This is a genomic window from Acinetobacter sp. WA-87, from assembly GCF_039938935.1.
Lineage (GTDB): Bacteria > Pseudomonadota > Gammaproteobacteria > Pseudomonadales > Moraxellaceae > Acinetobacter > Acinetobacter seifertii.
Genome location: NZ_JBDUVF010000003.1, coordinates 231,276 through 253,993, shown reverse-complemented (window position 1 = coordinate 253,993; position 22,718 = coordinate 231,276). Strand labels below are relative to the sequence as shown.

Genomic DNA, 22,718 nt, shown 5'->3' with positions numbered 1-22,718 from the left:
TTTTCAGCACATCAAAACAAAAAGTAGAAATCCGCATGTTCATTATTCGCCAATTTACAAATGCAGATCTGGATGATGTCGTTAATTTATGGGAAAGCTGCGGTCTCACCCGCCCTTGGAATAGTCCTGAAACAGATATTTTCAGAAAAGTTTCACAACAAGATGATTTATTTTTAGTTGCTATTAAGGATGAGCAACTCATTGGCACGCTCATGGGCGGTTACGACGGTCATAGAGGCTGGATTAATTATTTAGCTGTTCACCCCCACCAACAACGCTTAGGCATCGCTACAGCGCTTGTACAGCAACTTGAGAAGCGCCTCATCGCTCGTGGTTGCCCAAAACTTCAATTATTGGTGCGTAAAGATAATTTGAATGTATTGAACTTTTACGAACAGCTCGGTTACGACGAAGTAGAAGCCGTGTGCTTAGGCAAACGACTCATTAATGATAGTCCTCACGAGTAGAGACAAGTTTTCAGTTGAGCCATTTTTAGAAAGTAAAGGTAATATTGGGGATAACCCTATTTGCTTGTGGATAAAATGAGATTTATACACAGGCACGATCTTCATATTTTTATTAAATCAGCAGACATGAAAAAGCCCCATACTTTGAAGTATGGGGCTTTTTCGAATATGGTGGCGAGACCCAGGATCGAACTGGGGACACACGGATTTTCAATCCGTTGCTCTACCTACTGAGCTATCACGCCGATGGCCTGTATTAAGCCGTATCTCAGGACAATAGTCAACAATTATCCTGAGTTTCTGATTTAAATGGATATTTTTTATACTTAAAAAAAATCCCTGATGGGATCAGGGATTGAAAACACAAATAATGGTGGCGAGACCCAGGATCGAACTGGGGACACACGGATTTTCAATCCGTTGCTCTACCTACTGAGCTATCACGCCGAAGTGGGCGTATTAAACAATGTTTATTAGTTACCGTCAAGTAACTTCCGCATTTTTTGTAACAAGTGATTATTTTTAAATCACAGTTACAGTAAAAATAGGCTTTTAGGTATGTAGTTTACCAATATGTGCTAAACAACGATGGATAGCCCCACATCCCGGTTCAAAAGTTTTAACGCCATTTGATTCTTCTATACGGCAAGCTTCTTCAACTAAGCGCTCAGCGACACCACGACCACGGTTAGCAGGATGCACAACAATATATTCAAGAACCTTGCTTTCACCTTGTCCTGAAGACCAAATTGCACCTATAATTTTGGTGTTAAATTCCGCAGTGTATAGCGTGGTATACTGCTGTAAATCTTGTTCAAGTTGTTCAATCGCATCGTGCCCGTCACCAAACTCCGGACTTGTATCATACAAACGCTCAAGCTGATCACGAATCTCTGAATTATCTAGAGAACTATAAGCATGTACGGTAATAGGCATTGATTAACCCTCCTGAGCAAACTATGATGCTGTCACGAATTCGTCACAGCGAAATTGTCGTTAACATCCAATCATTTTTGACGTTTTTTTGAGGAACGTGTCCATGACGCAACGTATCAGTGAAGTGGTTAGAAATACCAATGAAACCAAAATTCGAGTTCGTTTAAATCTCGATGGTACTGGTCAAGGCACACTAAACACCGGAGTTCCATTTTTAGACCATATGATTGATCAAATCAAGCGACATGGCTTATTTGATATCGATATTCATTGTGATGGAGACCTCGAGATTGATGATCATCATACCGTAGAAGATTGCGGTATCACGCTTGGACAAGCTTTTGCACAAGCTTTAGGTGATAAAAAAGGTTTAAAACGCTATGGCCACTTTTATGCGCCGTTAGACGAAGCTTTATCTCGCGTAGTGGTAGATTTATCTGGTCGTCCGGGTTTATTTATGGATATTCCATTTACTCGCGCACGTATTGGTACTTTTGATGTGGATTTATTTTCCGAGTTTTTCCAAGGTTTCGTAAACCATGCGCTTATGACCTTACATATCGATAACTTGAAAGGTAAAAACAGCCATCATCAAATCGAGAGTGTATTTAAAGCACTAGCTCGTGCTTTACGTATGGCATGTGAAGTTGATCCACGTGCTGAAAACACGATTGCATCGACAAAAGGTAGCCTCTAATGAGACGTATCGCGTTACTTGATTATGGCATGGGCAATCTACACTCAGCAGCTAAAGCACTTGAGCATGTGGGCGCTACAGTCGATGTAACTAACGACCCAAAATTAATTGCACAAGCCGACAAAATTGTTTTCCCAGGTGTTGGGGCAATGCGTGACTGTATGCAAGGCATGCGTGAAGCAGGTATTGATGAAGTCGTACGCAATGCTGCTTTTAATAAGCCAGTTCTTGCGATTTGTGTAGGAATGCAAGCCTTACTGCAAAGTTCTGAAGAAAATGGCGGTGTAGACGCATTAGGTATTTTTGACGGTGTAGTAAAGCACTTCCCTCAAATGGAAGGTTTGAAAGTCCCACACATGGGCTGGAACCAAGTTCACCAAATGGACCCAAGCCATCCAATGTGGAACAACATTGAACAAGATGCTCGCTTCTACTTTGTACACAGTTACTATGTTGAACCGAAAGATGAAAAGCTTGTGGCTGCAACATGCGAATATGGCGTGAACTTCTGCACAGCAATTCACAAAGATAATTTATTTGCGACTCAATTCCATCCAGAGAAAAGCCATACTGCTGGATTACAGTTACTTAAAAACTTTGTGGAATGGAATATTTAATTTCACGAAAGCTTTAAACAGATCAGGTCTAGATGGCCTGATCTTTTTTTTTATTTATAATAATAAGCAATCATTTATAGAATGATATTTTATTCAACAAAATATTGAATATTTATACTTTTAAATAAAACCAAATGATCAGGATAAACACAATGAATTCACCTTTTGAAAATCAGCCACTTCAGCAGGATTCACCCTTTAAGGCGAATGGGCGTTTTGGACGACTCTCTTACGCTGCTTGGACATTCTTATTTACACTCGTCCTCGTTATAGCCTTTCTGCTTATTGCTTTTACTTTCGGTCTTACACAAAATGAGGGCACCCCAGGTTTTACTGCGCCAGGCATCATCGCTATTGCCATTCTCTATATTGTCGGTATTTATATTAGCTTCGTATTTACTATTCGACGTTTGCATGACCGTAATAATACCGGATGGTTATCTTTACTCATGCTCGTACCAGTCGTGAACATTGGCCTTGCCATTTATTTATTCTGTGCAAAAGGAACTGAAGGACCTAATGATTATGGACCAAAGCGTCCAACGCCAAGCTGGGAACGTGTTTTAGGTTGGATCTATATTGTCATTATTCCACTCGCATTTGTTTTCGGAGTTATTGTTGCAATGATGGTCCCGAGTTATCAAAGTTATATCGAAAGAAGCGAAAGTATTGAAATTGGTACACCATCTCAGTCTCAATAATTTTTAAAGTTTCGTAAAGCCTAGTTCTCTAGGCTTTATTCATATATAAAGGCAATAGCTCAATTTATTTGTACGCTGTTAAATATGTCCGAAGCCCCGTCCCTCCTTGATAAAGCCTCTATTCAGCAGCTTCCACTTTTTAAAAATCTTAACCACCAAAATATTGTGGTGATTGAAAATATTGAGCAATGCAAAACTATTGAAGAAGAATTAAAAGCAGCGATCTTTTTAGGGTTTGATTCAGAGTCTAAACCGACATTTCGGGTAGGTGAGGTCTCGACGGGTCCACATCTGATTCAGCTTGCCACAGAACATAAAGCCTATTTATTTCATGTCAATTCATCAACTTTAAAGTTTTTGCAGCCTATTTTGTCAAACCCTCAGCAAATTAAAGTCGGCTTTGGTCTTAAAAATGATAAGCACATTTTTCATAAAAAAGGCATAGAGCTTGAAAGCTGCGTTGATCTTGCTAAAGGTTTTAGTCACTTTGGTTTTACTCAGCAAATGGGTGTACAAAAAGCCGTAGCACTGTTGTTTGGACAGTATCTTTCAAAGTCAAAGAAAGTCGGAACATCAAATTGGGCGCAAAAACCACTTACACTACAGCAAATCAGTTATGCAGCCGCTGATGCTTATGCAGCTCTACTGGTATTTTTAGAGCTTCGTAAACAAAACTTATTGCCGGCTCACATTTCACAAACGATTCAAACCGCACTTCACGCGTAAAGTTATAAAAGTCTTTTCTAAGGCTTAGCGATTGATCAATACTTTGCTAAGATGTGCACAATTTCATAAACATGATGAAGCAAGGAGCGAAAGCATGCTAATCATTCCAGCAATTGACCTGAAAGATGGTAAATGTGTGCGTTTAAAACAAGGGCGTATGGAAGACGATACCGTTTTCTCTGACGATCCGGTTGCAACTGCCCAGCATTGGGTAAATGAAGGCGCACGTCGTTTGCATTTGGTCGATTTGAATGGTGCTTTCGCAGGTACGCCTATCCATAAACCTGTGGTTGAAGCAATTGCTAAAGCTCAGCCAGAATTACCAATTCAAATTGGTGGTGGTATTCGTTCATTAGAAACGATTGAACATTACTTAGAAGCTGGCGTGACTTTTGTCATTATCGGGACTAAAGCAGTTCAAGAGCCAGAATTTGTAGAAGAAGCTTGTAAGCGCTTTGCAGGTCACATCATTGTTGGTATTGATGCCATGAATGGTATGGTTGCAACTGACGGTTGGGCTAATGTTACTGACGTGAAAGCAACTGACTTAGCAAAACGCTTTGCAGATGCAGGCGTGTCTAGCATTGTTTACACAGACATTGCTCGTGACGGCATGATGCAAGGTGTAAACGTTGAGCAGACTGTCAACTTGGCTCAATACTCAGGCTTACCAGTGATTGCTTCAGGTGGCGTAACTAACCTTGATGACGTTCGTAACTTAAAAGGCAAACCAGGCATTTTAGGTGCAATCACAGGTCGTGCAATTTATGAAGGTACTCTAAACCTTCGTGAAGCTCAGCTTTTGTTAGATGAAAACCGTCTTTAATTTTTAAGATGTAAAAAAAGAGCCTGTTTAGGCTCTTTTTTTATTTTAATCATTTCTAATTTAATAGTTTTTCTAAATCGATCACCTCATCTGCCAGTTCCATTGCATAGGGTGAATGCGTAATCATAATCACGGACGGAACAACTTGCTGAATATATGCAAGTATATCTTTTGCAGTATCTACATCTAAAGCTGCGGTCGGTTCATCTAATATGATGAGTTGTGGGCGTGCTAAAAGACCTCGAAGGATACAAATTCTTTGCTTTTCTCCCCCTGAAAAATTCTTATAAATTTCAGTTAGATCATCATCGAGCGTTAACTCATGCTTTTTCAAAATATGCGATAGTTTAAACTGCTCAAGCATCTGAATTAAGTAAGAATCTTCATATATATACTGAGAGTTATAAACCAAATTATCTCTTAAAGAATAAGGGAAAATAACAGGTTGCTGGGCAACATAGACCACTTCATCAAAAATATGCTTAGAAAAATTATGACTAATATCGATATTTTTATAAAAAAGCTGCCCTGACTGAATCTGATATACCCCCATTAAATAATTCATCAGAGAAGTTTTACCTAGCCCTGTTTGCCCAATCACGACATACGTTTTATTAGCCAAAATTGTTAAATTAAAGTGGTCTACTGCTCTTTTTCCTAACGAAAATTTGGCATTTATAAATTGAAATATGACTTCGGAATGTTGAATGGTAGATGACGTATATTGCTCTTTCTTAAGATTAAAATACTGTCGGTATTTTGCTAAAGCCACAAAGTTGCCATTTAACCGCATCAAACTTTGGGAAACAGCCAAAAATGGATTGGTGAGCTGAATAATATAAGTACTTATCAATACGAAAGCCCCAGCTGTCAATTGCTTGTCAGTTGAAAGAAATACAGTAAATAACATAAAAATAAGTAAGAATAAAAAGATCATAAACAACTGAGAAATCATCAATAATCCTATTTTCTTATTCCTATCTTTTGCCGTTGTGATATATAAATTTAGAGTGTCATTAAATTTCGATAACTGAAACGGCACTGCATTTTTTACTTTAATTTCATAGGAGTTAGATATTTGATGTATTAAATGACTATTCACTAAATTGTCTTTTTCATACATAGCATCGAATAGTGAACTACTTCTTTTATTTATATAAAAGGAAACGATAAAAATAATAATAGCGACCAATAAAAAGCTAATACTGAAAAGTAAACTAATGGTCGTAAACAAAACCGCAAAAATCATTACCAATTGGAAAATAATTGGTCCTAAATAAAAAGTTAACGTTAAATTAACCTCACCAAAAGCAGTACTTCCTCTTTCAAGATCACTCATTACTGTTCCAGCCTCGATTTGATCTTGTGCATCTTTTTTTAGATTTAAATAATTTTTTAAGCCTGCAGAAATTAATGATCCTTTGAAATCGACCATCAAATAAGCCCCAAAAATATTTTGCGTCCAATGGCATAACTCATTGACTAACCATGCGGTCGCGTAGGCAAATACAAGTAGATATAAAAAATTAAATGGGAGCTGAATATTGAGTAAAAAGTTATATTCGTGTGCAGAATAATCGATAATAATTTTTAGCAAGTATGGTAATAAAGTCGTAAAAAATGCTGCAAATACCACTAATAAAAACATAAGAAACATACTACTTCTTTGTTTCTTATAGTTTTCTTTAGAAATATTCCAGATAAATTTATAGTTCTGAATATCTTGCGAACTTAATAAAAACTTCATTTCTCTATCTTTTTTCTGTTAAAACGATTTAAAAATAATTTCATTACACAAGAAATATCATAACTTGTCTTATTTATTGTTCTTCATGTTTTTTGTTTAAAATTAGATTTTCAAATTTTTAAATAAGATAAATTCACTATATAAAACCAAATTCTTCATATAATTTTGAAAAGACTTTAAAGTTAATACACCACATTACGAATAAATTTAAGCACTTGATTACCACTATTAATATAAGTGTAAGTTACTGAACTGGCATATATAATTGAAGAACCGGCAGCTATGGTTTTTGAGCTATCTGCAAATTGTATGGTTAGCTCACCTTCTAATACATAAATAAGTTCTTGCCACCCTTCTGGGTCTGCTTCAGCAATATAAGACTCCCCTACTGCCAAAGACCATGTCCAAAGCTCAACTTGACTATGGGATGGAACTGAAGCCAGTAAAGTTGCTTTGCTTTCTTCTTTTTCGCCTTGCCAAGCAAGTACATTAACCAACGCATGTTCTTTATGCTCTGGTGCACTTACAATCGTTCTAAAGTTTACGCCCAACACTATCGCAATCGCATCGAGCTTAGCTAGGCTGATATTGACTTGTCCTGTCTCTAAAGCAGCAATAGTACGTCTACTTACACCCGCCTGGTCTGCTAATTCCTGTTGGCTTAAACCACGCTCATCTCTTAATGAACGGATATTTGTGCCTACGTGCTGTAAAACGGTACTCGACTGGCTCATAGAATAGGTTAGCAAAGAAAATTTGAGCAATATATTGCACAAAACAGAAGAATAGCGCAATATGTGCAGTATATTGCACAATTCATTCTAATTTTGAGTATGTCACCAATTTCTTTGAGTTCAAGCAAAGCCCCACAGTTAGCACTCGTTTTGATTACTATGATTTGGGGCGGAACATTTCTTACAGTGCAATATGCACTGAATTTTACATCGCCTATGTTTTTTGTAGGCTGCCGCTTTGCTGTAGCAGCACTAACGTTATTGCTTATTTCATTCAAAAGCATGAAAGGCGTTACGTTAAAAGACTTAGGTGCTGGTAGTGTGATTGGTCTAGTCATTGTGGGCGGCTATGGAACTCAAACAATTGGCCTGCAAACCATTCCGAGTAGTGAATCGGCTTTTTTAACGGCACTTTATGTTCCGCTTGTTCCTATTTTAATGTGGCTCATCTTTAGAAAGACACCACATGCCATGACTTGGGTGGGAGCAGCTCTAGCTTTTACTGGTCTTGTTTTATTGACAGGGAATGGTTTTGAGCAAATTTCATTAAGTTTTGGGCAGCTTTTAACAGTACTCGGATCACTTGCGATTGCTTTAGAAATTATTTTTATTAGTTACTTTGCTGGAAAGGTAAATTTGCGCCGTGTAACCATTATTCAACTTGCTGTCGCGTCTCTACTTTCGTTTGCAGTTATGCCTGTGGTGGGTGAGCATACGATTCCAGCATTTTCATGGCCGCTTGTACTCCTTGCTGTTACATTAGGTTTAGCAAGTGCACTGATTCAATTTGTGATGAATTGGGCTCAGCGTATGGTTGATCCTTCACGTGCTGCGATTATTTATGCAGGAGAGCCTGTTTGGGCAGGAGTTATTGGCCGAATCGCAGGTGAGCGATTACCAGTTATTGCTCTTTTTGGCGGTGCTTTAGTGGTGTTAGGTGTTTTAGTCAGTGAGTTAAAACTTAAGTTACCCATTAAAAAAACTAAAAGAATTCGAGAATAAAAAAAGAGAGCTTAACGCTCTCTTTTTTTATCTATTATTTTTTCTTTAATAAAATGCAGGGCTCGTAGTATTCAACTGTCGGCATTGGATCATAAAAAGGATGGAGCAATGCTTTCCATTCCTGATAAGCCTCAGACTTTCTAAACCCTTCGGTATGATGCTCAATCTCATCCCAAGAAATCATTAAAATATAATGATGTGGGTCAGTTGCATGTCTAATGAGTTGGACAGCATTAAAGCCTTCCATTGGATAAACAATATGTTTTGCCTGCTCGAATGCTTTAAGAAATGCTTCACTTTGCCCAGGCTTTATACTCAAATGCACATGTTCAATAATCATGATTTATTGATACATCGGACGATTGTCGTTTAATGCAATCAAACCGCGAATTGCACGATATACGATCCAGATCCATGCCGCTGTAATCACGCCCACACAGAATACGGTCGATGAGATCGCAACACCTGCAAATAAATCGGTATTTTCATCTGTAAAAAACAAGAAAATAAATGGTAAAAAGGCAATAATATTCCAAGCGAGATACCACCAGAATGTTCTGATTTGCCAAGTAAAGTGACTCGCAAAAATTGAACCTTGTACATCAGAACGTTTTACGTAGTTAATAATTAAAGCAATAATCGCAAGTAAGCCGCCCGTAAAAATGGCAACAATATAAAGTACATACAAAATAAGTGTTAAAGTACGATTTGGATCTTGGTCGATAGAACTATTCATTTTTATACCTCTCAAGTTTAATAAAACAATTTACTTTTATGATCCCCGCAAAACGTTTAAAGGAGAAATTAGCCACAAAATCAAAAGTAAATGAAGGAATATGGTACAAAAATAAATCTTACGAAATGGTTGTTTTTGTGTTTTATGTCGCAGTTTTTGTTGTGCCCACCATGCAGCTGGCCAACCGCCTAAAAAGCTCACAATATGTAAAGTCTGTTCAGGAATACGGCGATTGCCTAGTTGTGCGGCTTCTTTATCTTGTGAATATAGCCAATAACTTAAGACATTCATCATTAAGATAAACAATAAGGTATAAGCTGGCAGAACATGGATAAAACTCATAATGCCCATTAGAACAAAATAAAATACGATGACCATTTGCATGGCAGACCATGGTTTTGCCTGAAATGAAGATTCTGTTTTTGCTGACTTTGAAGCTTTACGCGTTTGTGATGCCTTCAAATAAGTGACTTGCTGGGCACGGAAGCGACCTCGCTCATCTAAAATGACTAAATACTCTAGTGCACAACCAATAATTGGCCGAGGTCCGGGGCGTGCAAAATCTTTGATATGCAAAAAGACTCGCTCTTTTTCAGCATCGTCCGGCTGAATAAAGCCATAACCTTTTTCGTCGAACCATTCGACTAAACGCCCCTGATCTCGCATCTCTATTCCTTTTATGCTTTTACATGACTTAAACGGTCTTGCATCATTGCTCGCATTTCTTGCGGATCTTTTTGCAAAATGTCGTCGCCTGTACGTCCTTCTTCTTTATTTTTTTGAGCAACTTGCAAACGCATTGACCAAAAACGGCATGCTGCCATTGCTAAGAATACATCTAAACATTCCAGTTCATCTGAAGTAAGCACACGAACTTTTTGGTATGCCGCTAAGTAAGCTGCCACTTTGTCTGAGTTTAAATGCGCTGCTGGATATTCGGTACAAAAATCATTGATGGTAATCGCAATATCAAACAGCAATTCATCTTGATTTAACTCGTAAAAATCTAAAATACCTTGTAATTGATCACCTTCAAACAATGTATTGTCGCGGAATAAATCTGAATGAATAAAACCTGTTGGTCGGTTTGAATACTGTGCTGTTTTTGCATTAAACGCTTGATAGACCTGCTCAAGCAAAGCTTGGTCATCTTGAGTCATATTTGGTTTAAGCTGCTCTGCAACACCTGTCCAGTATTGATGATCACGGCGATATTCACGTTCAAGCGGAAAGTCTTCTAAAGCCACATGCAGTTTCGCCTGTGCATCTGCAATTGCTGCAACTTGTGCTACTGTGGTTTGCATGGGATGGTGACCCATGAGACGTGGTGCAATCTGTGCAGGCTTGTCTGCAATCACGTGAACCGCTTGCCCGCTATGTTTTAACGGTACAGCAACGGGTACATCATGAGTCCCCAATTGTTCAAGTACAGGAATAAGTTCACCTGCCCCTTGTGCATCTAACTCTTCAAACACGGTAAGTACATACTGTTTGCGGTTTACATCAACCAGAAAATAATTGGTGTTTTGAATACCTCCCTGAATTGGGTTCAGCTCCAACACCTCTAATCCATAAGGTGCAGCAAAGGCGCGAACTTCATCTAAACTCAACGGGGTATAAACCGACATGGAAAACCTGCAAAAAACATCTGTGAAGTTTGATAGAATACCTCTTCCCTCCATGAAGGTGTAGCGCCTGTGTAGGAACTTTCACCAACGGCGATTATTTTTGGAAAAAGCTATGCTTGCTAAACGTATTATTCCTTGCCTAGACGTTGATAACGGACGCGTAGTTAAAGGCGTTCAATTCCTCGATATTCGTGATGCTGGCGACCCTGTTGAAGTGGCACGTCGCTATAACGAACAAGGTGCAGACGAAATTACTTTCTTAGACATTACCGCTACACATCATGGACGCGATACCACTTACCGTACTGTTGAACGTATGGCCGAGACTGTATTTGTGCCATTAACTGTCGGTGGTGGTGTCCGTAAGGTTGAAGATATTCGTGCGTTATTAAATGCAGGTGCAGACAAAGTGAGTATTAACTCGGCTGCCGTATTTAATCCGGAATTTGTTCAAGAGGCTTCACAGCACTTTGGCGCGCAATGTATCGTGGTTGCAATTGATGCCAAAAAAACTGGTGACAACAAATGGGAAATCTTTACTCACGGTGGCCGTAAACCAACAGGTATTGATGCCATTGAATGGGCTGTGAAAATGGCTGACTACGGTGCGGGTGAGTTACTCATTACTAGTATGGATGCCGATGGTACTAAAGCAGGTTACGATATTGCCTTAATGCGTGCCATTAATGACCGCGTGACCATTCCAACGATTGCCTCAGGCGGTGTAGGTAACTTACAACACCTTGCAGACGGTATTTTACAAGGTGGTGCAGATGCGGTATTGGCTGCAAGTATTTTCCACTTTGGCCAATATACCATTCCAGAAGCTAAACAATATTTAGCTGATCAAGGCATCGAAATGCGCTTGTAAGCTTATTTATCATTAAAGGGGCAATATGCCCCTTTAATTTTTTATGCAGCACCATCGACCGAATTTATGTCGCTAACGAGTTTAGGTCTTTCTTTTTTCTCGACCCATTTTGCAGGAAAGATTTTTTCTACTGCTTGAGACAGTGGTTTAGCAAGTGCAGTCGGTAATCGTATACCCAAAGGGTTTTGTTCTTTTAAATCTGCCGAAGACACCACACGTGTTCCCATCACATAATCAAACCAAGGCTTAGTCACACACCAATTAGCATCTTGATTAGAGTTCATGTGGTGGTCGTAATGCCACGGAATTTTACGCTTTGCCCAGTCAGGCTCTAAATGTGCACGGCGATGAATATAATAATAATTACCAGCACTGTACCAAGCTGCAAGTGCCATACCTTTTGAAAATGGATAGAAAATAGCACTTGAAACTGTTGCCACTACGGCAAGAGAAATTAACTCATTTTTAGTTCGCCAGTTGCCAACGCCTTCCACATAGCAATCATCATGAAATTGCTGTTTGCGTACTTCACGATGGTGTGCCCAATGTGACTCCATGCTTCTTGGCACTGGGCTATAGCGCGGTTTTCCAGCACGGTGTACGCCATGCAAAATATATTTGTGTGCCACCCATTCAAATGCATTTGCAACCGCAATTCCGGCAATAAAACCTTTTAACATCACCTAACTCCTTTTTCTTTTTATTGAGCATATAAAATTCGTTATGCTAGGTATTGACCAGAATTTATGGTTTCATTGACAAATCACGACAAGAAAGAGGTGGTCACGGATGCCCCAACTAAAAAATTATACAGGCTCGGTGTATGGAGGGCTGGGACATCTATTAAAAGCTTATTGTGAAGCGAATGGATTAGCTATTCCTAAACAATTAGAACACATTCAAAATCTGGAACGCTTTGACTACGTCGTTTGGCGCGACTTGTTAGAAGTGATTTATAAACTAGACCCGAAGCCCGGTTTAGGTCTAGAAATTGCTAAATATGTTCAGCCCAAACACTTAGGAATTATTGCTTATCTCGCGCTCTCTTGCGATAACCTAGGTGAAGCCTTAATTCGCTATCATGACTTTCACCGTCTGATTTATGACGGTAGCCCATTAGTGGTTGAGCTATATGAAGAATATGCTTCTATTCGCTGGGAGGCGACTGAACTACACCCTACTCAGCTTACCGATGAAATCGCGATTGCGCTGGTGATTCAATTCTTACGTCTTTTTATGTCTCATGAAGGTGTACATGTACATGAGGTACATTTCTTAAATACTGCCCCTAAAAATATCAGGGTTTATGAACAATATTTTCAATGTCCTGTTCGTTTTAGCCAGCCGCGTACAGAGTTACTTATTCCAATTACCGAAATTCATAAACCCCTTAGCAACGCTGACCACACTCTACAGCAGTTATTGGTTCAGCAAGCCCAAGCACTGTTAGAACAATTACCAAATTCGACTCAACTCGATCAGCGCTTACAGCACTCCATTTTAACTGGCTTACAAAAGAATCAGTACCAAATTGAATATATTGCGGCTCAATTAGGCCTATCGGTTCGCCAACTCCAACGTCATTTACAACAACAAAACACCACCTTTCAGGAGCGTGTACAGCAAGTGCGCTTTATGCTGGCAACCGAGTATTTAAAAGACCCGCATTTAAGCTTACAAGAGATTGCACTTTTACTTTGTTACTCGGAACAAAGTGCTTTTCAAAGAGCTTTTAAACATTGGACCAATCAAACACCCCAACAATGGAGAGATCATTTTTTAGACAAAGAATAACCAACCAAAACTTACAAATCTTTTCTTGATTAAAACAACACTGAAAACAAAAATTTCATATAGTCACATGCTTAATTTTTTGTGACATATTTCACACTAATTAAAAAATAGATCAATAGATGAGTAATCACAATGAATAAATATTTTGCTGAATTCTTAGGTACGTTTTGGCTAGTCTTTGGTGGTTGTGGTAGCGCTGTATTAGCCGCAGCTTTCCCTGAACTTGGTATTGGCTTTGCAGGTGTAGCCCTTGCCTTTGGTTTAACCGTACTCACTGGTGCTTATGCTTTAGGGCATATTTCTGGTGGACATTTTAATCCCGCGGTGAGTGTCGGTCTTTGGGTCGGCGGTCGTTTTGATATTAAAGATTTAATTCCTTACATCGTTGCACAAGTAGTCGGCGCGACTGCTGCTGCATTTGTTCTTTATATTATTGCTCAAGGACAAGCTGGCTTCACTGGTGTAGGCGGCTTTGCTTCAAATGGTTTTGGTGATTTATCACCAAATAAATTTGGTTTAGGTTCTGCTTTTATTATTGAAGTGGTCCTTACTGCTTTCTTCTTAATCGTTATTTTAGGATCAACACATGGTCGTGCACCTGCTGGTTTTGCGCCTATTGCGATTGGTCTTGCATTAACACTTATTCACTTAATCAGTATTCCAGTGACAAATACTTCGGTGAACCCTGCACGTAGTACAGGTGTTGCATTCTTTGCTCAAACTGGTGCTTTAAGTCAGTTGTGGTTGTTCTGGGTAGCACCGATTTTAGGTGCTGTGATTGGTGCGATTATTTATAAAGTGGTTGCTGGAGATAAAGATTAATTCTTTATATCTATAGCCTTAATCTACTATCGCGGTGGGTGACATGGATGTCACCTGTTGAGCAGGGGTACACGGAAGTGCCCTCTGCTCAACAAAGCCTTTTGCTTACTTTTGGGCTTTCAAAAGTAAGAAATGTCTATACAACCTCACTAACACCTAACCGGGTACTAAAGACTGTATGGCAACATGACTATGCTCAACATCACACATAGAATGCATAAATTATAAAAACGGATTATTCACTTCTTGTTCAGCTGGTCGTTCAATTTTCTCAGGCAATTCTTCTTTTTCCAAAGCTGCAACCACATCGTTTAAAAAGCTCTGCAATGCCTTTGCCTGCTCTAAGCCGACTTTGTCTTTAGTAATTTGCAAATTGCCATAAATGCTCACGCAATCGACATCATTTTCTAATGTTAAATCTTCAATTGAAGAAGACTCTGTACCCTTTTCAAATGGCTTAAACATAAGTGTGTCTCGTTGTTATATCTTCACAGTGTAATACGATCAATTTAAAAAAAATCAATCAAAATTAAAAGTGCCGATAAAATTAAAAAAGCGCCCATCAAGATATTAAAATATTTCAAACGGTTGCCTTGGTTTAGCACCACTGAAAATTTATCACCGCAAAATCCCCAAAAGAACAAACACACATAACAGGTGAAAAAATAAATAACGATAAAAATCGGTAACGCCTGCGGGTTTTCAATGCTGGTAAACATGGTTATACCCGATACACAAGCTAACCACGCTTTAGGGTTAAGCCACTGTAACAAGAACCCATCTTTAAAATTGGGAATAATGATCTGTTCGACAGGATCACTTGAAATAGAAATATTTGCAGCAGAAAGAATAATTTTAATCCCGATATAACAAACAAAGAGCGTTCCACAAATCGCAAGAATTTTTAAGACAACTGGAAATTGAGTTAATACACTTTGCAGGCCAAACGCCATAAAAATCAAAAGCAAAGTAAAACCAATGGTAGCACCTGAAATATACGGAACTGATCTTTTTAGACCGTGATTTAAGCTGGTCGATAAAATGACAGTATTGACGGGACCCGGGGTAATAGACATAGCAAAAGAAAAAAGAAACATCGAGGCAAACATTGTTATTGTCCTTATTCGAATAAATGGATAAACAGACAGATCTGTATGCTCATCTTATTGTATTGAATAAGAACTGTGCAACAATGTTTACATGCGAGTTATTTAATGATTTGCAAGAAATAGTTCACCAAGGCTTCTACTAATTGTTTCACAATCGCCTTTCTAGTTTCTTCATCAATACTTGGAACTTTTGATTCCATAGGTTCAGAAGACGTACTTTTTTGCTTTTTAAACTGATCTTGTAATGCGTGAATCTGATCTTTAGTTAAATCTTGTTCACACTGACTTTCTCCGTCCCAGTGTAAATAATCTAATTTCTGATTTGGCTTAACTTGGCTAGATGTTAATGGCAGACGATAAACATTACGTTTTTGTTGTTCGGTAAGTTGAGGAAATAAGTTAATTCCTAACTTTTCTTCCAAATAACAAACACTCACGACCTTAACCTGCTGCGAGTTGTTATTTGGTGCATAGTAAGCGCCAATTGCACCCGTTTTAGGATAATAAACAGCTTTATATACGGCGCTTGGAACAATAACACCACGCCCAATCGTTTTGAGTCGTTGACCCTCAAAAATTGGTCCCGTCACAATATAGGCATCTTGCTTTTGCTTAGTAACCACAGCACGTGTAGCGTCTTCAAGCTTACGCCAAACTTCCTGATTATTTTTAGGGGCCTGCGGAACCATATTACTGAGCGAGAAGCTATCGTACTGCGAGTCTTTAGTTGGCATATCACCATTTGGGGACATGTGCCCACGGTCATAGCCTGAGCCACGATAATCGCTTAACAATGAACGGTGACGCTCAGGAACACGTGTTTCTTCGTGGAAATTATCTTCACGTTTAATTTTAGTGCTTAAACGTTCTGGACTTAGATATTCAGCTGACCATAACGGCGTTTTAGACATACCCGAGTACAGAACATTGAAGCCATTAAAACACAGCGCATAACTGTCTTTTTTTAAACTTTCTTTATTTAGGGCAGGTGGAACTTCACGATAAAACTGATTTAGACAAGTCGAGTTAGTACTTAAAGGCGAAAACCATTGTGAAATTTTTTCACCGCCAAAAGCGATGGCAAAGCTTCCTGCTGCCACTCCGGCAAGTACAATTTTGCCAAAATGCTCGCTTAAAGAAAAATCACCAAAGATGCCTGAACTACTTTTTTTGCTTGCCATGTTTCTATCAATACCACTGTCCACACGCAGCTTAACAATCCTGCTTTTTTAAGTATATCGCTTATCTTTCAAATGGTTAAAACATGGTCATCTTTTTTGTAACTCCATTTCCCCTTACGTAACAATCTGTTGGGATTGTGAGGAACTTTCACTATTGAATTGGGTTAATTGCGTATCTTTCATTGAAAAGCCCTTATGCCTTATGACATGGTTAGCTCCACAAATTTGGATAAAAATATAAACGGAGTCCATTTAATGATCCATTCAAAGATTATTGGTATTGGCGTAATTGCTGGACTGTGCAGTATGGCAGCCCTAGCTGAACCTGCGGTCCAACCAGGTGAAACTTTAGAAAGTTTGTCTAAAGTAAAAGTCACTACAACCGTCAATGGCCAGCCTGGCTCTATTAGTGATTTAGTGAATAGTGGGAAAGTACAACCTGTTTCTGCTCCACCAACAGGTGCAGCCCCTACGGGTGCTCCTATACCAGCTGATGTACCTCCTGCTCCTCCAGCAGATGCACCACCAGCACCTCCAGCGGGCGGTGATATGGCTGCTCCAGCGCCACAAGACCCAAATACTCCACCGCCACCAGCCGACCCGAACCAGTCTGCGGACCCAATGGCAAAAGATGGTGCTTTACCAGCAGATGCACCAATGGCACAAGCTCAATAATCGGAGCCATAAAAAAACCAAGACTTATGTCTTGGTTTTTTTATTACATCAAATTTTATATTTCGATTTGACTACCTAACTCCACCACACGGTTGGTTGGAATTTGGTAGAAGTCACTCACCGGACTGGTGTTACGCTGCATCGAAATAAACAGCTTTTCTCTCCACGGCGACATACCATCACCCACCGAATGAACAATACGATCGCGCGAAATAAAGAAGCTGATATGCATTAAGTCGTATTCAAGACCTAACTGCTCATAAGCTTTCATGAGTGCTTTTGGCACATTCATTTCATCTTTAAAGCCGTAGAAAATTTTAATACGGTAGAAATGTTCAGCTAAAGCTTCTGTCGTAATACGTTCTTCTGGTGCAACAAAAGGTACATCTTCAATCACCACAGTGACCAGAATATTACGCTGATGCAGTACTTTGTTGTGCTTGATGTTATGCAACATGGCATGAGGTACAACGTTTGGTGTACCTGTCATAAACACGGCATCACCCGGTACCCAGTGCACGCTATTACCAATACTTTTCACAAACAAGTCTAAAGACAATGTGTCATGTTCAAGTTTAGCAAAGGTAAGCTCACGACCGCGTTTCCATGTCATTAAGATAGTGACTGCAATACCACCAATGAGCAACGGCACCCAACCGCCTGACAACACTTTAAGTGAAGTTGCTGCGACTAAAACCGACTCTAAAATGAAGAATGGAATAATCAGTAACACCACTTTTGGCCAGCTCCATTTCCACGCCGAGTAGATAAAGATGGAAACCAAAATCGTGTCACAGAGCATGGTTAAGGTTACTGCTAAACCATAAGCACTTGCCAAGTTTGAGCTGGTTTTGAAAATCAGAATTAAGATAATAATTGCGATTAAAAGTAACCAGTTTAAGAACGGTACATAGATCTGACCTTCTTCAGACTCAGAGGTATGTTTAATACTTAAACGTGGTAAATAACCCAATTGAATCGCTTGGCGAGCAAGAGAAAACACCCCTGAAATTACAGCTTGAGAGGCAATCACTGTTGCCATAGTCGCCATAATAATCATTGGGTAAAGTGCCCACTGAGGAACCAGTAAATAGAACGGGTTTTCAATTGCCGCAGGGTCACGAAGTAACAATGCGCCCTGTCCTGCATAGTTTAAAACCAAGCATGGCAACACCACAAAGAACCACGCAAGACGAATCGGAACTGGTCCAAAATGTCCCATGTCGGCATAAAGTGCTTCACCACCTGTCACAGTTAACACCACAGCACCCATCACAAAAAAGGTCATGACTGGATGATGATAGATAAACTGAATTGCCCAATGCGGGCTAAACATGCCGAGTACAATTGGTGTTTGAATAACGCTATGAAGGCCTAATGCACCTAAAGAGATAAACCACACAAGCGTAATTGGACCAAAGAACTTACCTACAAACGCAGTACCATGTTTTTGCACTAAAAACAGCGTAATGATAATGGCAATTGCAATTGGCATAATGAACGGGTCAAAAACATTGGTTGCAATAGACAATCCTTCGACCGCAGACAATACCGAAATTGCTGGGGTAATAATACCGTCACCAAAGAACAGTGATGCCCCAATAAAGCCAATGGCAATCATGTAGATTTTTTTGTTGTCGGCAATTTTTGCTTTACGCAAATTCAATGCGAGTAAGGCCATGATACCGCCTTCGCCATTGTTGTCTGCACGCATGACAATTGCGACATACTTGATGCTGATAATCAGCATTAAGCACCAAAAAATAATGGATAAAATTCCTAATACGTTTTCAGGCTGAATTCCCAAACCATGGGCAGCATGGAAGGACTCTTTCAAGGCATAGAGCGGACTCGTTCCGATGTCTCCAAAGACCACCCCAAGAGCTGCCAAAGCCGTGGCAGGCAAGGTCGCTTTTTTGGCCGTATTTTGCATTGTGTAATTAAACCAATAGATTTTTAGCGCAATCTTATCACCTCTATTATTTTTTTTCTGTAATGCTCGTCTTAAATCTTGGCAGAACCTGATTTTTTAGTTACTATCGCACGCCTTGGTGAGGTGTCCGAGTGGCTTAAGGAGCACGCCTGGAAAGTGTGTATACGTTTGCGCGTATCGAGGGTTCGAATCCCTCTCTCACCGCCAGAATTTGGATTTAAAGAAGCTTAAACTTAATCGGTTTAGGCTTTTTTATTGGCTCAAACATTAAAAATAGCCAAAAAAATATTGATAATTTTTATATCCATCACAACGTCTAAATTTAAGTAAATATTTAAATTCGTTGCGTGGTAGATAAACAAAACTTATTTGTTACTACGCCTGCCTATATGGATGATCAAGCGAGTTTAAAAGATATCTTTTTAGGTATTACAAGCTTAGTTAATGCCATGACAACTTTGACAAATTAAGGTATTTGATTAGGGATAGAAAGCTCTATCCTTCTCTAACCACCAGAATACAAATTTTAAAAAAAACTGAAATTTAATAGCTTTAAGCTTTTATGCCGTTTGCTAGAACCCCATTCCGCCGTATATCAAAAATTCGACAGTATCTGAAATAAACTATATCTAAGTAAATTGGCAAAGTAATCCAACTAATTTTCAACGAAACCGTTAATATAGCCTCGCTCATGTTCCCAATATTAGTGTAATCAGCATTCAGGTAGCAAATGCCTGAAATAGTGTTATGCAGCAAATTTGTATCTTCATACAGAAATAGCTATCTTATTAATTCTTTAGCAATACATAGCCTTAATTTCAGGCAATTTATAAAAGGCGAAGAAAGATTATGAGTACACCTACAGCCGGACAAAGCTATATTGTCAACGCTAACACAAAGGTAAGCGTCAATCACCTTATGTCAAAAGGAACTTTTGAGTTTGTTAATCAAGAGAAAGATGAATTAAAAGTACTTAAAGGTTCTTTTAACACCGCTAACAATACTTCAAATATTATTAGCTATGAGATAGAAGGTTATCCAGATAAAAAGATTCCCCCTGAAATAGTAGAGATAATGAAGAGTAAATTTATTCTAACTGTACCAGAAGAATTTCAGGAGTAATTCATAAAATTAATGGGCGGTGATCACTACGAATACCGCCTACTCTAATATCTTGAATCATCAAATATAAGACTTAATTTTTAAAATATTTTACTAACTAAAGTTTAGCTATTTTATCACCTATTTATTTTACAAAAGCTTTTTACTCTTATAATTACTCGAGTTGAAGATCATAGACTTATAAGTGATAGAAATATAAAGTTATCGTCTTTAAAACTATATAGTACGATTAGGGACTTCTCCCTAAAAGGCTATATTGTAGAATTAAATAAATATGACCTGACCAAGGCAAATTTGGACAATAATTATTAATATGGAGAAAAATTATTGCTCAAGAAATCGGTTATAGTATTGTACATCCAAGTAGAGAGATTATCGAATTCTACCTATAAAATATAATAAATTATTAGACTGAATAAAAGCTGCTATAAAGCAGCTTCATTATTTTACTTAATCTAATAACTTTCACACAACTCAGACCAATTGATTATTTTTTCTGAAATCTCTTCAGAAGTATCTCCTTCTACTAAATCAATTTTTTCACAACGTAAACTCCAACGAAAATCTTTAATTATTTCAATTCTTTTTTCTTTATCAGCTTTAGACATGATTTCTAAATTTTCGTCATCAGGAGATAACATAAATAATTTAAAATCACTTTTGTTTTTTGTAAACTTTTTAGTAAATGAAATATTATTCAAAGCTTTAAGACAGTTTATTTCAATTTTTTCAGGTGTTGCATAAACTGAAGAAATTAAATCACCAACTTTATTTTTACCTTTAATATTAATTGCTATAGGCAATTTTCTAAAACCAATATCCTCGTCTCCAATAGGTTCAATATTATCTGAAAATATATCACTATAAATTTCACCGAGTTTGTCTTTAACATATGCTCTTACATCAGCATGAAATTTTGAGGTTTTAACTGTTCTAAATATTTTTCGACCTTTAGAATTACTATGCGGATGAGATAATGGAACTGTTCTATACAATAAATCTTCAATAATAGAGTCAATCGACTCTCCTTGGACAAATCCTCTTTTATCTATAGTTAATTGACTTGAAAAAGAGGTTTCATAATTATGATTTAAAAAATCGTCAAAGAGTTCAATACAGCTTTTTATATATGAAGCATTCTCTACACCAAAAGCACATTCTACTCGTCCAAAATCTTCAATAAATTTGGTAAACACTATTCCATCTAGATTTACCAACACCCCAATTGCTAACTCTTCCATTGTGACTAAGTCAGGCTTAAAGCGAATATGAGACCACTTTGCTCGAATAAGCTTTTCTGGTTGGTTTCTTTCTTTAAGAAATCTATTCTCAAATTTTTTAAAATTCATTTTAATACCTGCTATGCATACTGAGCTGAAGTATCAAGCCAATGATCGCATTTTTGATCAAGATTATTAGATTGGACAGCAGATTCCTCCAAGAAATCTTGCAAGACTTTGCTTACTTTTTGAATTGGTTGAGGAGGTAGCTTTGTATCAACTTCTTCGGAATCAATAAATTCATCAATTAAGGCAAAAAGCTCTTGCTTAATTTTTTCCAAACCTATTATATGCTTTTTCTTAAGTTCCGTTAATTCTGATAATAATTCTTGTTTCCAAAATAATCCTTCATCAAATTTACTTCTGTATATCTGAGTATACCACTTCTGGAATGGACCATTTATAATTCTAGACTGCATAATATCCCATGCACTCCAATTATCACCATATAAAATTCCGCCGTGATCAATAAGTGTAAATGTTCTATTTGGTAATTCTAATAGATTCCCTAAGTTTCTATCATCATTTGCTAACCAGTCATCACACAAAATTAAATCTGGCAGATGTTGCCATTTTTTAAGCGATTCCTGTAGCTGATTTGATAAATATTGTTTGATCTCAGGATTCTGCTGCTGCGTTATCTCAATGCGTTTATTAATACCATTTGTATTTGTTGTTACCCACGCAAGGACCTCTCCTTTATACTTTTCGAGTTCTGATGCATCTTTCCATAATTCAGGATTTTCTGTTTCAGAAATTTGATATTGTAAAAAACCGCCTAAATCAGGTTGTGGAAGATCTAATGAACGGATTATCAAGAATCCAATAGCTTCATTCAATAAGGCTCTTTTTTTATCATGTTTATAAAACTTAACAAAAGACTCTCTACAGATCCCGTCATCCCAAATGATTTCTGCGACATGTGTACCTATACCCATACAACCATCAACAGCAGGTCGAAGAAACTTTCGATAACAGGAAAATGGTAAATATTGCAGAATTTCACTCATTGATTAACCTCATAGGAAATTTAAAATCAAGGTATTGTTATTTATAAAATATTTAAGTATAAATAATTTCGTAATTTAACATTTTTATTTTTCTACTAAAAGAA

26 protein-coding genes, 3 tRNA genes and 1 pseudogene are annotated in these 22,718 nt (G+C 38.1%); 14 read left to right on the top strand and 16 right to left on the bottom strand.

Annotated features, from left to right (window positions below; genetic code table 11):
* Positions 1 to 35: 35 nt before the first annotated feature.
* Positions 36 to 467 (top strand): GNAT family acetyltransferase, encoded by a 432-nt coding sequence (locus ABFY81_RS11355; protein WP_039251061.1) that lies wholly within the window; start codon positions 36 to 38, stop codon positions 465 to 467.
* A gap of 169 nt (positions 468 to 636) precedes the next feature.
* Here ABFY81_RS11355 and ABFY81_RS11350 read toward each other — a convergent pair.
* From ABFY81_RS11350 to ABFY81_RS11340, 3 genes are all read right to left on the bottom strand, one after another.
* A tRNA-Phe gene (locus tag ABFY81_RS11350) sits at positions 637 to 712 on the bottom strand.
* 126 nt (positions 713 to 838) lie between these two features.
* Positions 839 to 914: transfer RNA gene (locus tag ABFY81_RS11345), tRNA-Phe, on the bottom strand.
* A gap of 105 nt (positions 915 to 1,019) precedes the next feature.
* Entirely contained in the window at positions 1,020 to 1,403 is a 384-nt protein-coding gene (locus ABFY81_RS11340; protein ID WP_004705113.1) for a GNAT family N-acetyltransferase, read from the bottom strand.
* A 103-nt stretch (positions 1,404 to 1,506) separates the two neighbouring features.
* On the opposite strand from ABFY81_RS11340, the gene hisB reads away from it, so the two are divergent.
* The 5 genes from hisB to hisA all read left to right on the top strand — a co-directional run bounded on the left by hisB (position 1,507) and on the right by hisA (position 4,970).
* The gene (gene hisB / locus ABFY81_RS11335; RefSeq protein ID WP_002116767.1) at positions 1,507 to 2,100 is read left to right on the top strand and encodes an imidazoleglycerol-phosphate dehydratase HisB; all 594 of its coding nucleotides are present in this window, start codon (positions 1,507 to 1,509) and stop codon (positions 2,098 to 2,100) included.
* A complete protein-coding gene (hisH, locus tag ABFY81_RS11330; protein ID WP_347913804.1) occupies positions 2,100 to 2,717 on the top strand; it encodes an imidazole glycerol phosphate synthase subunit HisH in 618 nt (205 codons plus the stop codon). Before hisB ends, hisH begins: the two co-directional genes overlap by 1 nt.
* Before the next feature lie 152 nt (positions 2,718 to 2,869).
* The gene (locus ABFY81_RS11325; RefSeq protein ID WP_151682797.1) at positions 2,870 to 3,418 is read left to right on the top strand and encodes a DUF805 domain-containing protein; all 549 of its coding nucleotides are present in this window, start codon (positions 2,870 to 2,872) and stop codon (positions 3,416 to 3,418) included.
* Between the two features lie 84 nt (positions 3,419 to 3,502).
* Positions 3,503 to 4,144 carry a 3'-5' exonuclease gene (locus ABFY81_RS11320; RefSeq protein ID WP_347913803.1) on the top strand — a complete coding sequence of 214 codons (642 nt, stop codon included), beginning with the start codon at positions 3,503 to 3,505 and terminating at the stop codon, positions 4,142 to 4,144.
* 94 nt (positions 4,145 to 4,238) lie between these two features.
* The gene (gene hisA, locus ABFY81_RS11315; RefSeq protein ID WP_002052186.1) at positions 4,239 to 4,970 is read left to right on the top strand and encodes a 1-(5-phosphoribosyl)-5-[(5-phosphoribosylamino)methylideneamino]imidazole-4-carboxamide isomerase; all 732 of its coding nucleotides are present in this window, start codon (positions 4,239 to 4,241) and stop codon (positions 4,968 to 4,970) included.
* A 55-nt stretch (positions 4,971 to 5,025) separates the two neighbouring features.
* On the opposite strand, the gene ABFY81_RS11310 is transcribed toward hisA, so the two are convergent.
* Both ABFY81_RS11310 and ABFY81_RS11305 read right to left on the bottom strand, forming a co-directional pair.
* Positions 5,026 to 6,717, bottom strand: a complete 1,692-nt coding sequence (locus ABFY81_RS11310) for an ABC transporter ATP-binding protein (protein ID WP_347913802.1) — start codon at positions 6,715 to 6,717, stop codon at positions 5,026 to 5,028.
* 182 nt (positions 6,718 to 6,899) lie between these two features.
* Positions 6,900 to 7,451, bottom strand: coding sequence for an XRE family transcriptional regulator (locus tag ABFY81_RS11305; protein ID WP_006582519.1), 552 nt, complete (start codon positions 7,449 to 7,451; stop codon positions 6,900 to 6,902).
* Between the two features lie 99 nt (positions 7,452 to 7,550).
* Here ABFY81_RS11305 and ABFY81_RS11300 point away from each other — a divergent pair, with 99 nt between their 5' ends.
* Positions 7,551 to 8,453, top strand: coding sequence for a DMT family transporter (locus ABFY81_RS11300; protein ID WP_347913882.1), 903 nt, complete (start codon positions 7,551 to 7,553; stop codon positions 8,451 to 8,453).
* 34 nt (positions 8,454 to 8,487) lie between these two features.
* Here ABFY81_RS11300 and ABFY81_RS11295 read toward each other — a convergent pair whose 3' ends face one another.
* Genes ABFY81_RS11295 through ABFY81_RS11280 form a run of 4 tightly spaced genes read right to left on the bottom strand, consistent with a single transcriptional unit; the run spans position 8,488 to position 10,817 of the window.
* On the bottom strand, positions 8,488 to 8,793 hold the full coding sequence (locus ABFY81_RS11295; RefSeq protein WP_174735727.1) for an antibiotic biosynthesis monooxygenase: 306 nt from the start codon (positions 8,791 to 8,793) through the stop codon (positions 8,488 to 8,490).
* Positions 8,794 to 8,796: 3 nt separating this feature from the next.
* Entirely contained in the window at positions 8,797 to 9,189 is a 393-nt protein-coding gene (locus ABFY81_RS11290) for a hypothetical protein (RefSeq protein WP_347913801.1), read from the bottom strand.
* 36 nt (positions 9,190 to 9,225) lie between these two features.
* Positions 9,226 to 9,855, bottom strand: coding sequence for a DUF1294 domain-containing protein (locus ABFY81_RS11285; protein ID WP_347913800.1), 630 nt, complete (start codon positions 9,853 to 9,855; stop codon positions 9,226 to 9,228).
* Positions 9,856 to 9,866: 11 nt separating this feature from the next.
* Positions 9,867 to 10,817, bottom strand: a complete 951-nt coding sequence (locus tag ABFY81_RS11280) for a homoserine kinase (RefSeq protein ID WP_347913799.1) — start codon at positions 10,815 to 10,817, stop codon at positions 9,867 to 9,869.
* Positions 10,818 to 10,929: 112 nt separating this feature from the next.
* Between ABFY81_RS11280 and hisF the strand changes: the two genes are divergently transcribed.
* Entirely contained in the window at positions 10,930 to 11,688 is a 759-nt protein-coding gene (hisF, locus tag ABFY81_RS11275) for an imidazole glycerol phosphate synthase subunit HisF (protein ID WP_017386435.1), read from the top strand.
* Positions 11,689 to 11,729: 41 nt separating this feature from the next.
* On the opposite strand, the gene ABFY81_RS11270 is transcribed toward hisF, so the two are convergent.
* Positions 11,730 to 12,368, bottom strand: a complete 639-nt coding sequence (locus tag ABFY81_RS11270; RefSeq protein WP_347913798.1) for a hypothetical protein — start codon at positions 12,366 to 12,368, stop codon at positions 11,730 to 11,732.
* A 109-nt stretch (positions 12,369 to 12,477) separates the two neighbouring features.
* Here ABFY81_RS11270 and ABFY81_RS11265 point away from each other — a divergent pair, with 109 nt between their 5' ends.
* Both ABFY81_RS11265 and aqpZ read left to right on the top strand, forming a co-directional pair.
* Positions 12,478 to 13,482: an AraC family transcriptional regulator ligand-binding domain-containing protein gene (locus ABFY81_RS11265; protein ID WP_347913797.1), complete on the top strand. Its 1,005-nt coding sequence runs from the start codon at positions 12,478 to 12,480 to the stop codon at positions 13,480 to 13,482.
* Between the two features lie 132 nt (positions 13,483 to 13,614).
* Positions 13,615 to 14,304 carry an aquaporin Z gene (gene aqpZ, locus ABFY81_RS11260; RefSeq protein WP_004705093.1) on the top strand — a complete coding sequence of 230 codons (690 nt, stop codon included), beginning with the start codon at positions 13,615 to 13,617 and terminating at the stop codon, positions 14,302 to 14,304.
* A gap of 222 nt (positions 14,305 to 14,526) precedes the next feature.
* Here the strand turns inward: aqpZ and ABFY81_RS11255 are convergent, their stop codons facing one another.
* The 3 genes from ABFY81_RS11255 to ABFY81_RS11245 all read right to left on the bottom strand — a co-directional run bounded on the left by ABFY81_RS11255 (position 14,527) and on the right by ABFY81_RS11245 (position 16,594).
* The gene (locus ABFY81_RS11255) at positions 14,527 to 14,769 is read right to left on the bottom strand and encodes a hypothetical protein (RefSeq protein ID WP_000476056.1); all 243 of its coding nucleotides are present in this window, start codon (positions 14,767 to 14,769) and stop codon (positions 14,527 to 14,529) included.
* Between the two features lie 44 nt (positions 14,770 to 14,813).
* Positions 14,814 to 15,413, bottom strand: a complete 600-nt coding sequence (locus tag ABFY81_RS11250) for a LysE family translocator (RefSeq protein WP_004705089.1) — start codon at positions 15,411 to 15,413, stop codon at positions 14,814 to 14,816.
* Positions 15,414 to 15,511: 98 nt separating this feature from the next.
* On the bottom strand, positions 15,512 to 16,594 hold the full coding sequence (locus ABFY81_RS11245) for a DNA/RNA non-specific endonuclease (RefSeq protein ID WP_039251040.1): 1,083 nt from the start codon (positions 16,592 to 16,594) through the stop codon (positions 15,512 to 15,514).
* 255 nt (positions 16,595 to 16,849) lie between these two features.
* Here ABFY81_RS11245 and ABFY81_RS11240 point away from each other — a divergent pair, with 255 nt between their 5' ends.
* On the top strand, positions 16,850 to 17,269 hold the full coding sequence (locus tag ABFY81_RS11240; RefSeq protein WP_004705086.1) for a hypothetical protein: 420 nt from the start codon (positions 16,850 to 16,852) through the stop codon (positions 17,267 to 17,269).
* A 55-nt stretch (positions 17,270 to 17,324) separates the two neighbouring features.
* Here ABFY81_RS11240 and ABFY81_RS11235 read toward each other — a convergent pair whose 3' ends face one another.
* Positions 17,325 to 19,202: a potassium transporter Kup gene (locus tag ABFY81_RS11235; RefSeq protein WP_004705082.1), complete on the bottom strand. Its 1,878-nt coding sequence runs from the start codon at positions 19,200 to 19,202 to the stop codon at positions 17,325 to 17,327.
* A gap of 117 nt (positions 19,203 to 19,319) precedes the next feature.
* On the opposite strand from ABFY81_RS11235, the gene ABFY81_RS11230 reads away from it, so the two are divergent.
* The 3 genes and pseudogenes from ABFY81_RS11230 to ABFY81_RS11220 all read left to right on the top strand — a co-directional run bounded on the left by ABFY81_RS11230 (position 19,320) and on the right by ABFY81_RS11220 (position 20,324).
* Positions 19,320 to 19,409 (top strand) — tRNA-Ser (locus ABFY81_RS11230).
* A gap of 137 nt (positions 19,410 to 19,546) precedes the next feature.
* A pseudogene (locus ABFY81_RS11225) lies at positions 19,547 to 19,672 on the top strand (isoprenoid biosynthesis protein ElbB); the annotation flags it as partial.
* A gap of 379 nt (positions 19,673 to 20,051) precedes the next feature.
* Positions 20,052 to 20,324 carry a hypothetical protein gene (locus tag ABFY81_RS11220; protein ID WP_347913796.1) on the top strand — a complete coding sequence of 91 codons (273 nt, stop codon included), beginning with the start codon at positions 20,052 to 20,054 and terminating at the stop codon, positions 20,322 to 20,324.
* Between the two features lie 455 nt (positions 20,325 to 20,779).
* Here ABFY81_RS11220 and ABFY81_RS11215 read toward each other — a convergent pair whose 3' ends face one another.
* Both ABFY81_RS11215 and ABFY81_RS11210 read right to left on the bottom strand, forming a co-directional pair.
* Positions 20,780 to 21,673, bottom strand: coding sequence for a hypothetical protein (locus tag ABFY81_RS11215; protein ID WP_347913795.1), 894 nt, complete (start codon positions 21,671 to 21,673; stop codon positions 20,780 to 20,782).
* An 11-nt stretch (positions 21,674 to 21,684) separates the two neighbouring features.
* Positions 21,685 to 22,614, bottom strand: a complete 930-nt coding sequence (locus ABFY81_RS11210) for a hypothetical protein (RefSeq protein ID WP_347913794.1) — start codon at positions 22,612 to 22,614, stop codon at positions 21,685 to 21,687.
* Positions 22,615 to 22,718: the final 104 nt, after the last annotated feature.